Annotated in this window: 14 protein-coding genes and 1 tRNA gene; 6 read left to right on the top strand and 9 right to left on the bottom strand. The window is 49.1% G+C overall.

The window, feature by feature from the left end:
• Window positions 1-36: 36 nt before the first annotated feature.
• Both GU926_RS08625 and GU926_RS08620 read right to left on the bottom strand, forming a co-directional pair.
• Window positions 37-1119, bottom strand: coding sequence for a lactonase family protein (locus GU926_RS08625; protein ID WP_160690955.1), 1083 nt, complete (start codon window positions 1117-1119; stop codon window positions 37-39).
• Window positions 1120-1280: 161 nt separating this feature from the next.
• On the bottom strand, window positions 1281-2483 hold the full coding sequence (locus GU926_RS08620) for an MFS transporter (RefSeq protein ID WP_160690953.1): 1203 nt from the start codon (window positions 2481-2483) through the stop codon (window positions 1281-1283).
• A 175-nt stretch (window positions 2484-2658) separates the two neighbouring features.
• Here GU926_RS08620 and GU926_RS08615 point away from each other — a divergent pair, with 175 nt between their 5' ends.
• Window positions 2659-3411, top strand: a complete 753-nt coding sequence (locus GU926_RS08615) for a GAF domain-containing protein (RefSeq protein WP_160690951.1) — start codon at window positions 2659-2661, stop codon at window positions 3409-3411.
• 72 nt (window positions 3412-3483) lie between these two features.
• Here GU926_RS08615 and pth read toward each other — a convergent pair whose 3' ends face one another.
• From pth to purL, 7 genes are all read right to left on the bottom strand, one after another.
• Complete coding sequence (gene pth, locus GU926_RS08610) at window positions 3484-4044, bottom strand: aminoacyl-tRNA hydrolase (protein WP_160690949.1); 561 nt, start codon at window positions 4042-4044, stop codon at window positions 3484-3486.
• A gap of 888 nt (window positions 4045-4932) precedes the next feature.
• Entirely contained in the window at window positions 4933-5517 is a 585-nt protein-coding gene (locus tag GU926_RS08605) for a 50S ribosomal protein L25/general stress protein Ctc (protein ID WP_160690947.1), read from the bottom strand.
• A 115-nt stretch (window positions 5518-5632) separates the two neighbouring features.
• Window positions 5633-6565 (bottom strand): ribose-phosphate pyrophosphokinase, encoded by a 933-nt coding sequence (locus GU926_RS08600; protein WP_160690945.1) that lies wholly within the window; start codon window positions 6563-6565, stop codon window positions 5633-5635.
• Window positions 6566-6700: 135 nt separating this feature from the next.
• Window positions 6701-7216, bottom strand: a complete 516-nt coding sequence (locus tag GU926_RS08595) for a DUF488 domain-containing protein (protein ID WP_160690943.1) — start codon at window positions 7214-7216, stop codon at window positions 6701-6703.
• A 27-nt stretch (window positions 7217-7243) separates the two neighbouring features.
• Window positions 7244-7558, bottom strand: a complete 315-nt coding sequence (locus GU926_RS08590) for a phosphoribosylpyrophosphate synthetase (protein WP_160690941.1) — start codon at window positions 7556-7558, stop codon at window positions 7244-7246.
• 303 nt (window positions 7559-7861) lie between these two features.
• A tRNA-Gln gene (locus GU926_RS08585) sits at window positions 7862-7934 on the bottom strand.
• A 94-nt stretch (window positions 7935-8028) separates the two neighbouring features.
• Window positions 8029-10251 carry a phosphoribosylformylglycinamidine synthase subunit PurL gene (gene purL / locus GU926_RS08580; protein WP_160690939.1) on the bottom strand — a complete coding sequence of 741 codons (2223 nt, stop codon included), beginning with the start codon at window positions 10249-10251 and terminating at the stop codon, window positions 8029-8031.
• 246 nt (window positions 10252-10497) lie between these two features.
• Here purL and GU926_RS08575 point away from each other — a divergent pair, with 246 nt between their 5' ends.
• The 5 genes from GU926_RS08575 to GU926_RS08555 all read left to right on the top strand — a co-directional run bounded on the left by GU926_RS08575 (window position 10498) and on the right by GU926_RS08555 (window position 14003).
• On the top strand, window positions 10498-10896 hold the full coding sequence (locus GU926_RS08575; RefSeq protein WP_160690937.1) for a hypothetical protein: 399 nt from the start codon (window positions 10498-10500) through the stop codon (window positions 10894-10896).
• Window position 10897: 1 nt separating this feature from the next.
• Window positions 10898-11134: a hypothetical protein gene (locus GU926_RS08570; protein WP_160690935.1), complete on the top strand. Its 237-nt coding sequence runs from the start codon at window positions 10898-10900 to the stop codon at window positions 11132-11134.
• 202 nt (window positions 11135-11336) lie between these two features.
• A complete protein-coding gene (gene atpD / locus GU926_RS08565) occupies window positions 11337-12842 on the top strand; it encodes a F0F1 ATP synthase subunit beta (protein WP_160690933.1) in 1506 nt (501 codons plus the stop codon).
• An 84-nt stretch (window positions 12843-12926) separates the two neighbouring features.
• Complete coding sequence (gene atpC, locus GU926_RS08560; RefSeq protein WP_160690931.1) at window positions 12927-13175, top strand: ATP synthase F1 subunit epsilon; 249 nt, start codon at window positions 12927-12929, stop codon at window positions 13173-13175.
• Between the two features lie 243 nt (window positions 13176-13418).
• On the top strand, window positions 13419-14003 hold the full coding sequence (locus GU926_RS08555; protein ID WP_160690929.1) for a hypothetical protein: 585 nt from the start codon (window positions 13419-13421) through the stop codon (window positions 14001-14003).
• Window positions 14004-14021: the final 18 nt, after the last annotated feature.

Genomic DNA, 14021 nt, shown 5'->3' with positions numbered 1-14021 from the left:
TGTTTTCCAGAAAAGAGGCCAAAAACGACCCTCGGGTTATTTTTGCTCCGAGCCAGTAAACAGGGGCACCACCTGCAAATACACCGGCGAAGATAGATTTATGGAGTTTCCGGTGTAGGTGAGCTTGCCGGTCTGCGGATCTACGTGGTACGTGGTGATATTCTGGGAACGCTGGTTGGCCACCAGCAGCATCCTGCCCGAAGGCGTCAGTGTGAAATTGCGGGGCCAGTCGCCGTGGGTACTCATGTGCTGCACCAGCGTCAGTCTGCCACTGGTTTGGTTTATTTGGAATACCGCAATGCTGTTGTGCCCACGGTTGGAGGCATACACAAACCGCCCGTCTTTTGAAACATGCACATCGGCCCCAAAGCTCTCTTTCTGGTATTCTGCCGGCAGGGTGGAAAGGGTTTCCACGTGAGTGAAAGTTCCTGCCTCGGGCTGGTAGTCCAGGACGGTGAGGGTGCCATCCAATTCATTTACCAGGTAGGCGAAGTGCTTATTAGGATGAAAGGTCAAATGTCTGGGGCCAGCGCCTTTTTTGGCTTCAAAGCCAATACCCACTTTTTCCAATTCGCCGGAGGCAGCATTGGCTTTATAGGTCATCACCTGGTCAATGCCCAAGTCAACGGCTAGAATATACTTTTGGAAGGGGTCTGGAAGAATGCAGTGGGCATGGGCAGATTTCTGCTGCGGCTTGGGCCCGGCGCCCTGATGCACCTGACTGCTCATAGGCTTGGTTAAACTTCCGTCAGCGTTCAATTTAAGCGGCGTAACAGTGCCGCCTGCGTAATTGGCCACCAGCGCCAGTTGGTTCTTTTGGTCCAGGCTCACGTAACACGGTGCGCTGCCCAGGCTGGTTTGGCGGTTTAAGAAGGTGAGGTTGCCGGTGGTTTGGTCAATGGCAAAGGCGCTCACGGCGCCGGTTTTCTGGCCTTCAAACTCAGAAATCTCATTGACGGCATAGAGGTGCTTCCGGTCAACGTCCAGGGCCAGGTAAGAGGGGTTGGGGCCGGCCTTCACGTCAAATGCCTTGGTCAAGGTGCCGGTCTCTTCATTAAGCCGGTACCCGAAGATGCCGGCGCTGTCCTGCTTGGCGTACGTGCCTACATATACGAGCATGTCTTGCTTTCTTGAGCTAGTGTTAACGGAGGCACAGCCTAAAAAGATAATAGCCGAGAATAAAATGAGTACGCGGTGAAGTTGCATATTGGTTAACAAAAAAGGAGTGTAAGGATTGAGTCGTTTTTGGCCTGTTTTACCAGAAATACGCCAAAAACGGACTAAGCGGCCGTCAATCTCTTCACCACGAAGAAAAAGCCCAGGGCCGTTACCAAAGCCAACAAGCTGGCGCCCCACCAAAGTGTCTCAAAGCCGTGGTTGGCAATGACGGTGGTGCCCACGTACGGAGCCACAATGTGCGCCCCAGAATACGCCAGGCTGTACAAGGCCATGTAGCCGCCTCGGTTCTGCGGGCCAGACCGCTGCACGGTGAGCGTGGACATGTAGGGCATGGCAAAGATTTCGGCCAGACTCATGAGCAGTACAGACACCAGCAAGACCCAGAACCCCTGAAAGACATTCAAGAACACGAACGCCGCCGCTAGTAAGATCAACCCGAAGACAATCAGTTTCCAGAGTGACACCCGCTCACCAATCAGGTACACCAATAGCATTTCCAGGGAGAAGACAATGAAGCCGTTAAAGCCCAGCAGCAGGCCAATCTCCAGCTCGCTCAGCCTGTACACCTGCCTGAAGTACAAGGGCATGGTACTGAAGAACTGCATGAAGCAAATGGCAAACAGACAGCACAGTACCGTGAACAGCACAAAGAGACCGTCTGCGTACGGAGATTTGGAAGCGGGCTTCTTTTCTGCCTGGGCGGGTATATGCTCATGGCCCGTCCGGTTCCGGAAGTAAAAGTAAAACAGGGCGCCCGCGGTAAGGCAGGTGAGGCCGTCTGCCATAAACAGAAACTCATATGAGATGGTAGCCAGTAAACCACCCAGCGCCGGACCAATGGAAAAACCCAAATTGATGGCCATCCTGTTCAGGGAAAACGCCCGCGTCACGTTCTCTGGTCTGGCATAGTGGCTCACTGAAGAGGCGTTGGCCGGCCGAAGGCACTCGGTCATGATGCTGAGTACAAAGATGCCCGCCCCGAACAACTCAAACGTGTGCAGTTGCAGCATCACAAAAAACCAGAGTCCGCCCAGTACCAGACTGCCTAGCTGCACTTTGAAATGGCCTATCCTATCGGTGAGCCAGCCACCCAGAAACGTGCCGCACATAGAGCCTGCCCCAAACAAGCTGAGCAGAATACCCACTTGCTTCAAAGTAAAGCCCATGGACTCGGTGAGGTACACGCTCAGGAAAGGCACCACCATGGCCCCGCTTCTATTGATGAACATGACGGCCGCCAAGAACCAGGCCTCTCTGGAGAGGCCTCCGTAAGCGTTTCCGTAGAGGGATAGGATGCGTTTCATGGGGAGTGGGGGATAGCGCGCCGTAAAAGTAGGGAAACTTATAATCTGTTTAGAAAACAACGTGGTTATTCCTTGATTCAACTGGTAGAAGTCTAAGTACATCGAGTAATTCTCCTATCTGCCTGGTGCTTAGTTATCTTTATCTGGTTCTCTTTCAAATCTTTCCTTCCAAACTATGACCACCTTGCTGAAAAATAGAAAGCCATCTGCGCCGCCGCAAGAGCAACAGCGATTACAAGTCCTGGACCAGTATGATCTGCTGGACACCTCTTCTGATGAAGAATTGGACCAGCTCACTGAACTGGCCGCGCTGGTCTGCGGGACGCCCATTGCCGTTATCTCACTGGTGGCCAGCAACCGACAGTGGTTTAAGGCCAAGGTGGGCTTGACGTTAACCGAGACGCCCAAATCCAGTTCTTTCTGCCAGCATGCCTTACAAACGCCTGACCTGTTGGAGGTGACAGATGCCCGCAAGGACCTTCGGTTTGTCAATAACCCATTGGTGGTAGGCGAGGCGAACATACGGTTTTACGCCGGCGCGCCCTTGATTACCCCGCAGGGACACGTTCTGGGTACTTTGTGCGTGATAGACACCGTGCCGCGTATTCTCACTCCAGACCAACGCATGGGTTTAGAAGTCTTGGCCCGGCAGGTAATGACTCATTTTGAGCTGAGAAGAAACAGAATTGCCCGGCAAGAGGAACAAAAACAACTATACCAATTCCAATGCGCTCTGCAAACCCTGCAGGAGCAAGTAAAAGAGAGCTTCCAGACGCCCTTGACGCAAGCCATGCAGGTCTTACAACATTCTGAGTACCACGCGCTGAAAGAAAAAGTGAAGGAGGGTATCGCCCAATTTACCCAGTCTGGCATTGCCCTAGAAACCAAGATAGAAAGCCTGCTGCACTCAGCTGTATTTGGTAGGTGAAGCAAACTAAGCGCATAAAAAAGGAGCAACTATAGATCTGCTCCTTTTTTTATGCGTGTTAACGTGCAAAATCTACTTGTTGAAGAAGTTCATGGTGCGCTCCAAGCCAATGGTCCCGAAGGAAAGACTCATCTCAGCTGCCTTCTCAATGTAGGTGCCCAAATCAATTTTTTCATCCTCAGAGAAGGGGCTCAATACATAATCCACCTGTCTGCCTTTGGAGAACTGAGAATCCACCCCGAATCTTAGACGTGGGTACTCATTGTTGCCCAAGGTCTGCTCAATGTGCTTAAGACCGTTATGCCCGCCGGCACTGCCTTTGGCCCGCATACGCAACTTGCCAAACGGCAAGGCCAAGTCATCTGTAATCACCAGCATCTGCTCAGCCGGAATCTTCAAAACGCTCAACCAATGCGCCACGGCCTTGCCACTTAAGTTCATGTAGGTGGTAGGCTTGACTAATGTAAAGTGCTTTCCCTTGTGCTTGAATTCGGTCACAAACGAATGACGGCCCGTATCAAAAGCCACTTCATTCTTTTTGGCCAGGTAATCCAAGACCATAAACCCGATGTTGTGCCGCGTCTCGGCGTATTCTGGACCAATGTTGCCCAGGCCCACTAGTAAGTATTTCATGTCTGAAGGTATGGCATCCGTTGGCCGAGGCGGTTTATTCCCGCTCAGCCAGTTACGTAAACGGTGTAGCATTTTACAAAGGTACTGAAGAGGAGACAGGGAACAATAACTAGAGATTGGGTGATGGGCAGAAAGCTGTTTCGTTTTTGGCTTGTTTTCTTGAAAAGAGGCCAAAAACGGCTTTGTAGTCCAAATAGCTGAACCTGTTATTCACTACGGATTCTCCCCTTGAGGATTGCCCAAACGAGAGTCTGAGACAGCGAGGATTCTCCCCTTGAGGGGAGCGAAGAGGGGTGTTTACACTATTTGGTCATTCCGACCGCCGTTGTTGGTGTTATCACCGACAACTAAGACTGCCTCCCAATTCCTTCTAACCAATCATTCCCCTTCTTACTTTCTGCCTGGGTTTGTCACTTTTCTCCTTGATGAGAAAAGTAACCAAAAGAATCAAGAACCACCGAACTCGCTGCCGCTCGGACAGGCGGTGGTTCGTTTTCTGCACTTGGCAAATGTTATCTGTTTCATAGTCAGCTTAGGCCGTTGCCACTTAGATAAGCCATTACTCGGTCCCTTCCATGCTCCGGGCGCACAGCCAAGGCTGCCCTGCGCAAGGTCGGTCGGATGGCGGACTGGTGTTGGAAACGCTGCAATACCTTTATGCGCTGGCGCGGTAGAAATATTCTGTAGAGGCAATGGCACTGTCTTGTCTCTCACGCATTGCCGAGTGTCCAGTACTTTTCCTCAAGCATCCGTTTTTGACCTGTTTCCCGGAAAACAGACCAAAAACGGAAGTTTGAGGAAGATGAGGGCAACCCTCTACTTCGCCTAAAACAAAAAGTCCTGCCCTGCCGAGGCAGAACAGGACTTTTGAAAAGGGAAAAGTTAAGACTATTTCTTGCCTTTTTTCTCCTCTGTCTGAGCGCTTTTCAGGGCTCTTGGGATAGTTACCGTGGCAACTGGAGAAAGTGGGTTAGTCAAGATAGCGTAACCTTCTGGCGTGATTTTGTTCACTTTGATAGACTTACCCAACTCTAGGTCAGAGATGTCTACCGCAATTGAATCTGGCAGGTTAGCTGGAAGAGCCTTCACGCGTAGTTTGCGCAGTTTGGTTACCAATTTACCACCGGCCATTACACCTGGAGAAGTACCTACGTAACGTACTGGAACGTCTACTTTTACTTCTTTGGCATCATCTAGCAACAAGAAGTCTACGTGCAATAATTGCTCGTTCACTGGGTGGAACTGCAAGTCTTGCATGATGGCTTTGTAGATAGTGCCTTCAATGTTCAACTCTACCTGGTACACGTTTGGAGAATATACCAACTCGCGGAACAAGATAGCAGGCGATGAGAAGTGAACCTGCTCAGAACCGCCGTACAATACACATGGAACTTGAGCTTCCTCACGAAGCGCCTTAGCTTCGGATTTACCGAGATTTGCTCTTTTAAACCCTATAATCTCTAAGCTTTGCATAAAAAATGGTTATAAATAAAAAATGAAAAAACTCTTTTAGAGAAGACGTTAGTAGCTAGATGTTAGACACTAGACTTCTTTAATTAAATAGCAATCAACAATTGACAATCAGCAATTATATAAACAGGGAGCTGATAGAATCATGGGTTACTACATTGCTGATGGCTCTGGCAAACAGGTCAGAGAACGTCAACACTTTTATTTTAGAAGACTCATGCTTTAAAGGAATAGTGTCTGAAATCACTAGTTCTTCTAGCACAGAGTTCTCAATGCGCTCATAAGCTGGGCCAGACAATACGCCGTGTGTGGCAATGGCCCTAACGCTCTTGGCGCCTTTGGCTTTCAACAACTCGGCGGCTTTGGTAATGGTTCCGGCAGTGTCTACCAAGTCATCTACCAAGACCACGTCCATGCCTTCCACGTCTCCAATCACCTGCATAGAGGCAATTTCATTGGCACGCTTTCTATGCTTGTCGCAGACTACCATCTCCACGCCAAATACCTTGGCAAAGCTTCTGGTTCTTACCACGCCCCCCACATCTGGAGAAGCGAAGATCAAGTCCTGACCCAGGTTCAAGCTGCGCAGGTACGGCACAAAAATAGCCGATCCATCCAGATGATCTACCGGTATGTCAAAGAAGCCTTGGATCTGGCCGGCGTGCAAGTCACAGGTCATTAAGCGGTCAGCGCCTACAGACTGAATAGCGTTGGCCATCACTTTGGCTCCGATAGAAACCCGTGGCTTGTCTTTTCTGTCTTGGCGGGCGTAGCCGTAATATGGCATTACCACAATCACTTTGTGCGCCGAAGCCCTTCTGGCCGCGTCCACTAGCAACATCAATTCCATCAGGTTGTCTGCCGGCGGAAACGTAGACTGGATCAAGAAGACCTCGCAACCACGCACCGACTCATTGAAGTGGACGGAAACTTCTCCGTCAGAAAACCGCTGAATGGTGAGGTCGCCTAGTGTAGTGCCATAGGCGGCGGCTACTTTTTCTGCGAAATACCGGGACTCAGTGCCGGAGAAGATTTTTACCGTAGGCGTCATGAGGAGAAGAGGTTACCAAATGAAGTCGCAAAAGTAGCCTATATTTTGGTAGGCTCAAACCATACGGGTAAATAAAAGAGGCTTTTTCTGGGAGACTTGCACTCAGGAACGCAGAAGCGGTACTAGTTTTTGAATCTATGGCTGGGGATGCGTCTCTAGATAGGCGGCCGTGAACGGGTGCTCTTTGGCAACGCCTTCACTCATAATGTGTTCAACGCGCCAGCCTTTTTCCTTGAGCACGTCTGAGATGATGGCCCTGTGACAACGCCACCAGACGGCCTCTGAGCACATGTAGGCGGTACGCTTTTGGGTAGCCACGCCTGTGAGGGTGGCCAATCCCTGGTTAAACTGTTCTGTCTCTGTGTAATCTGCGTAACCCCTGAAAGACTCGCTTCGCCAGACGATGTTCTTAGAGTCTGGCTTAGGCTTGCGGCGGCCGCCCAAATCAATTTCAGGTAGGTACTCAATGCCCACCTGCGCCAGGGCGGTTTGCAGAGCCTCTACGTTAAACTGCGGGTACTTTTTAGAGCCCGGGTACCTTCTCACATCTGCCAGTACTTTAATGTCAAAGGAAAGCAGTGCGGCCAGAAACTCTTCTATAGGGCGGGTGGAGTGGCCAATCGTCCAGATGCTGGGGCGCGTGTCTGCCATGGGCGCAGTAGAAAATGGGGTATAAGGTTAGTTGCTGCCGGTGCCGGGGTGTTTTTCCTTCAGGGCTTTGACCAGTTCATCTGAGGCTGCGTCACTGTAGATACCATAGGCATTCACCAACGTCCCTTTTACCTGGTGCTTTTCTGAGGAGATGGCATATACCACGGCCTCATCTCCAGGGTCTGTGTCGCCTTCAAAGCGGTAGTGCTTGTCTACTACAAACTCATCTGGGAACAACTGCAACGAATTGCCATGGCAGACCAGACAGGTATCGCTTAAGTTGAAATCCTGGGTGTAACCTTCGGTTTTAAGATGGTTGAGTACCTGTGAGACGCTGGTCATGTCATGCATACGCGTGTAATTGAAAGGTGGAAATGGAACGAAGGAATGCCCCAGAAAAGCAAAGACCTGGTTTGCACCGGCAATGGTTTGTTACTAGTTGTTCGTGGAAGCGCGGCGAAAGGTTTTGCGAATCTTCTTGAAGGGGAAGGATTGGCGAGCAAGGGGTTTGGCAATGCCTAAGATAGGAAATGATTTATGCCGAAGGTGAGAAGCTCTTTCTTGCTTGAAAAAGGGATGCGGCGGAAAAAGCCAGCTAGAAGGCATAAAAAAAGCCTCTAAGAGTTTTCTTAGAGGCTTTTTACGTTGTCCGACCAGGTTTCGAACCTGGACTCTTCTGAACCAAAATCAGACGTGTTGCCAGTTACACCATCGGACAATCTTCCTTAGACAGCATTGCTATCGTTTGGTGATGCAAAGGTAGGAAAGAAATTATTCAGCGCAATACCCCGCGCTAAAAAAAATCAGAAAATTTATTCCATAATCCGCTCCAGCGCGGTGTCATAGCTGTTTTTAATGGCCTCAATGTCATGGAAAACCTCGCCGTCTACCACTACATTATTACCAGTTACTACGCCAAGTTGAGTGAATACCAGACCGTTGCCTGTCAAGGCTTTCTCAAAGGCCTCGCGCTGGGCTGGGCTAACGCTCACCACAATACGTCCCTGGCTTTCGCCAAACAGGTACGCATCCTTCCGGAATTTTTTATCAGTTGCAATCTCAAAGCCCAGGTGATGGTACATGGCCGACTCCAGCAAAGTGATATACAAACCGCCGTCCGCACAGTCATGCGCCGATTGTACCAAACGTCTTTCAATGAGTTCTTTCACTGTTTTCTGTACCAGCAGTTCTTTCTCCATGTCAAAGGCTGGGGCCGGAGACAGTTTCACGCCGTGGTAAGAATACAGGTACTCACTAGAGGCAATGTCATTTTGAGCTTCGCCTAATAAATAGATAAGGTCACCTTCTTTTTGGAACGCTAGGGTCATGGTGTTGGCCTTGTCTTCAATGAGACCCAGCATGCCAATGGTAGGAGTTGGGAACACCGGACCTTCATCTGAGGACTGGTTGTAGAAACTCACGTTACCGCCGGTCACCGGAGTGCCGAACGCGGTACAGGCTTTGCCCATGCCTTTGATGGCGCCCACAAACTGCCAGTACACTTCTGGTACGTATGGGTTCCCGAAGTTTAAGCAGTTGGTGATGGCTACGGGCTCACCGCCGGCGCAGACAATGTTACGGGCGGCCTCGGCCACGGCAATGGCCGTACCTTGCTCTGGGTCGGCGTTTACGTAACGGCTGTTGCAATCTACCGTCATGGCCAGGGCTTTGTTGGAGCCTTTCACTTTCACCACGCCCGCGTCTGCCGGACGGTTGGTAGTCAAAGTAGCTGTGCCAATCATGGAGTCATACTGCTTGTACACCCAGCGCTTAGAGGCAATGTTAGGGTGCGTGGCCAGAAACTCGGCTACTTCTTTATAGTTGGTTGGCTCTTGAACTGAGTCAATGTTGAATTTCTGGGCCTCGGCGTAATACGCGGGCTCTCTGTATTCTCTGTGGTAAACCGGGGCGCCACCGCCTAACACCAGGTCATCAGCGGGTACGTCGGCTACCAGTTCTCCTTTTACATAATAGCGAAGGCGTTTTGAGTCAGTTACTTCGCCAATCTGCTCGCAGGTCATATCCCATTTCTCGCAGATTTGCAGGATTAGGTCTTCAGAGCCTTTTTCCATCACCACCAGCATGCGCTCCTGGCTTTCAGAAAGAAGAATCTCAAACGGTTGCATGTTGGCTTGGCGGGTAGGCACTTTGTCCAGCCAGATTTCCATGCCGTGTTCGCCTTTGGCACTCATCTCTGAGGTAGAACACGTAATACCAGCGGCACCCATGTCCTGCATACCAATCACACGACCGGTAGCCAGTATCTCAAGGGTAGCCTCTAGCAAAAGTTTCTCCTGGAACGGGTCGCCTACTTGTACAGACGGAAGGTCGTTCACAGAATCCTCAGTGATGTCTTTAGACGCGAAGGCGGCGCCATGGATACCGTCTTTGCCCGTAGCCGAACCGATGATAAATACCGGATTGCCCACGCCATAAGACGTGGCGCTGGCGGTTTTTCCTACTTCTACAATACCGGCAGAGAAAGCGTTTACCAGTGGGTTAATGTTGTAGCATTCGTCAAAGAACAGCTCCCCGCCCACCGTTGGTATCCCGAAGGCGTTGCCATAGTCCCCAATGCCTTTCACAACACCGCGTAGCAAGCCTTTGGTCTTGTCTGAATTGATGTTGCCGAAACGAAGGGAGTTCAATTGCGCAATAGGGCGCGCCCCCATGGTGAAAATATCGCGGTTAATTCCGCCCACGCCGGTAGCGGCGCCTTGGTAGGGCTCCAAAGCAGATGGGTGGTTGTGACTTTCTATCTTAAAGGAGCAAGCCAGTCCGTCACCGATGTCTACCAGACCCGCGTTCTCTTCGCCGGCTTTGGCCAGCATGCGCGGAGAGTCTTTGGGCAAAGTCTTAAGCCAGACGATGGAGTTTTTGTAAGAGCAGTGCTCAGACCACATCACCGAGAAGATGCTCAGTTCTGTGAAGTTGGGCGTGCGACCCAGGATTTCTTTGATGCGGTCAAACTCTTCGGGGAGGAGGCCCAGTTTCTGAGCGGTGTCAACAGTGGTGAGCGTGGTCTGGTTTTCCAAAGCAGGTACAGGTTTGGTGAAATGACGAAGCAAAAATAGAGATTCCTTTTGAACGCGCCTGCCTCTTTTGCCTTCGTTTTTAGCCTGTTTACAGAAAAGTAGCCCAAAAATGAAGAAATGTTTACCAATTAGTTAGGCCAAGATGAAGAGGCGGTTATGCTTTGGTTAAGCTTGGCGGTGGGGCTGGTGAAGTAAAAATGGAAGCCGTAGACTTACAGGGTAATGTTTTATTAAATGGCAACCGCTATGAGAAACAAAGAGTTAACCCCCGAAAAGTTGTATGTGTACCAACTTTCCAACCAACTCACCAATATCCTGTACCTGCGTGAAGACGAGGCAGAACTGGATTGGATGGTCATTGGTGAAGCCTCAAAACAGATAACCGGCACTTCTCCTTTAAAATGCACCCATCAGCCACAAAAGTATCATGTTAGTTATTTCTTTCCCACGCTAGAGAAAGCCAGCCGACATGAGCGTTTTAGGCTTGTTTTGCGGAAATCAGCCCAAAAACGGATAACCCCATCTATCGAGAAAGAGTCTGCTTCAAGGCCTTCTACCTTTATATTATCTAACGCCCGGCTAGTGGATTTCTTCTGGTGGGTTTCTCTGGGTTCTGTGATGACGGTTCTTTACCAAGCCTTGTAATATGGAAGCGACAGCCATCACCCTTTGGTTTTATTTCAGGTCAGCCAGTCCGGTCTATACCTGTACGTTAAATAAACTAGACGCCAAACTGGAAAGCGTACTGGAAGACGTGCGTCTAGTACGGCACGGTAACCACGTGTTTGTGCACTTGCGCAGTGAGTTTGAATGGGAGCGGGCCATGCAGATTCTAGGTCAACCTTTGAAGGTGATAGTGGATTCAACCTCATCGGCGGCATAATTAAAACTACTCATTTCCTTCTATACTATCTATTATAGAAGGAGTGGATAGCTGTATGGTTGGGCAGGTGAGGCACTATTAACAGAGTAGTGCGTCAAATCCCAAAGATTTTTAGATACTTCTATGGAAATCAAGACAGAATGCTCTATTTTTGCACCCTGATTGAGTACTGTATCTATCTAAATATTTATAAACCAACCAAATGGCGAATATTGGCAGAATTACCCAGGTGATCGGTCCGGTAGTGGACGTTAGCTTCTCGGGTGAGAATTCTAAGTTGCCCAACATCATGGATGCCCTGGTGGTGGTGAAGGCGAACGGTGCCCGCGTGGTACTTGAGACTCAGCAGCACTTAGGCGAAGACCGCGTACGTACCATTGCAATGGACGCAACCGAAGGTCTTACCCGCGGTATGGAAGTAACCGACTTGGCGTCTCCTATCTCAATGCCTACCGGCGATAACGTGCTAGGCCGTCTGTTCAACGTAATTGGCGAAGCCATTGACGGTATTCCACAGCCAGTGAGCGAGGCAGACCTTCCTATCCACAGAAACGCGCCTCGTTTTGAGGACCTTTCTACGTCTTCTGAGGTTTTGTACACAGGTATCAAAGTAATTGACCTGATTGAGCCTTACTCCAAAGGGGGTAAAATTGGTTTGTTCGGGGGTGCCGGTGTAGGTAAAACCGTATTGATCCAGGAGTTGATCAACAACATCGCCAAAGGCCACGGTGGTCTTTCTGTATTTGCCGGTGTAGGTGAGCGTACTCGTGAGGGAAACGACTTACTACGCGAGATGATTGAGTCTGGCATTGTGCGCTACGGTGACGCCTTCATGGAGTCTATGGAGCATGGTGGATGGGACCTTTCTAAAGTAGACCAGGAAGCCCTGAAAGAATCAAAAGCAACCTTCGTGTTCGGTCAGATGAACGAGCCTCCTGGGGCCCGTGCCCGTGTAGCCTTGTCAGGTTTGACGGTAGCCGAGTCTTTCCGTGACGGTGACGGTACTGGTGCTGGTAGAGATATTCTTTTCTTTATTGACAACATCTTCCGTTTCACGCAGGCAGGTTCTGAGGTATCGGCTCTCTTGGGTCGTATGCCATCTGCGGTAGGTTACCAGCCAACATTGGCTACTGAGATGGGTGCCATGCAAGAGCGTATCACGTCTACTAAGCGTGGTTCCATTACGTCTGTACAGGCCGTTTACGTACCTGCAGATGACTTAACGGATCCGGCTCCAGCAACTACGTTTGCTCACTTGGATGCCACCACTGTATTGTCTCGTAAAATCTCTGAGTTGGGTATCTACCCAGCGGTAGACCCTCTGGATTCTACCTCACGTATCTTGACCGCAGACGTAGTAGGCGAAGAGCACTACAACACGGCCCAGCGTGTGAAAGAGATTCTTCAGCGTTACAAAGAATTGCAAGACATCATCGCTATCTTGGGTATGGACGAATTATCTGAAGAAGATAAATTGGTTGTACACAGAGCGCGTCGTGTGCAGCGTTTCTTGTCTCAGCCATTCCACGTAGCCGAGCAGTTCACTGGCTTGAAAGGTGTGTTGGTAGACATCAAAGACACCATCCGTGGCTTCAACGAAATCATGGACGGTCTGCATGACAACCTTCCTGAGTCTGCCTTCAACTTGGTAGGTACCATTGAGGATGCCGTTGCCAAGGGTCAGAAAATGATGGCCGAAGCAAAATAAATTCAGGTAACAGTTATCAGTTAGCAGTAATCAAGGGAAAACTTCTAACTGATAACTTTTTACTGTTAACTGTTAACTGAAAAGATGTATTTAGAAATCATCACCCCAGATAAGAGAGTATTTGAAGGCGACGTGACCTCGGTTCAGTTTCCTGGTATTAATGGTGGCTTTGAAGTGTTGAACAACCACGCCGCCTTGATTAGTGCCTTGGCTAACGGTCCTGTGCGCGTGACGCCCACTACTGGTACATCAGTGGTATTCCAGATTGACGGGGGAGTTGTGGAAGTGCTGGACAATAAGATTATTGTCTTGGCCGAAGCCGTAACCGCCTAAGATTTCCTGTTTTTCATTTTGAGAGCCCGTTTTTCTGCAAAGAAGGCGGGCTTTCGCTTTTACCACCGTTTTTGGCTTGTTTTCCAGAAATCAGGGCAAAAACGCTTTTGCCACTTTGGTAGGTTTGTACTTACCTTTAGAATTGCTGATTGCAATTGCTAATTGTTGCGTGCACCTATTCATAGCTATTATAAGTCATTGGAAGAAAGCATATAGAATAAGCCCTTCCAGAAAGAGCTAATTATGAAGATTCACTTACTAATCTTTTTCGTTGCTAGTTCATTTGGTGTGTTAGGCCAAAATTTGCCGCACATTGAGGCGAACACAAATGCGGAGGAGCGTAGCAATTCTGTCATTTATAAGGCCTTTCATGACCAATATGATTTTTTGATTTCTTACTCAGAAGAAAGTTATTGGTGGAGTAATAAGCTAGACTATAAAATTCTAGCTACTAAAGATGAAACATGGTATTGTTTGCGCTACACCTCGAAACAGAAGAAAGACAAGAGTTTTAGCAAGCCATTTATCACCAAACAGAAAATAAGGAAAAAGAAAGGTGACTTGCTATTGGATGAATTATCGCGATTAGGATTCTGGACTCTTAATCAAGATTCTCTGAATTATGCTACAAAAGATAATGATGGAGGAAGATCAATGACTTACACTGTTTCTGACGGTGTGAACTATAAGTTTGAAATTCTCACAAAAGAAGGATTTAAACTTATAAGCGCATACGAACCTGATTACTTTCTAATAGAGTTACCAGAGTATAAACAGAGGCAGAAGTTTATAGAAGCTAGAAACGTATTTAAGGCTCTTTGTAAATAATATGGTACATAAAATTTG

It is taken from the genome of Nibribacter ruber, from assembly GCF_009913235.1.
Lineage (GTDB): Bacteria > Bacteroidota > Bacteroidia > Cytophagales > Hymenobacteraceae > Nibribacter > Nibribacter ruber.
The sequence above is the reverse complement of the archived record's forward strand: the minus strand, read 5'-3'. Positions and strand labels throughout refer to the sequence as shown.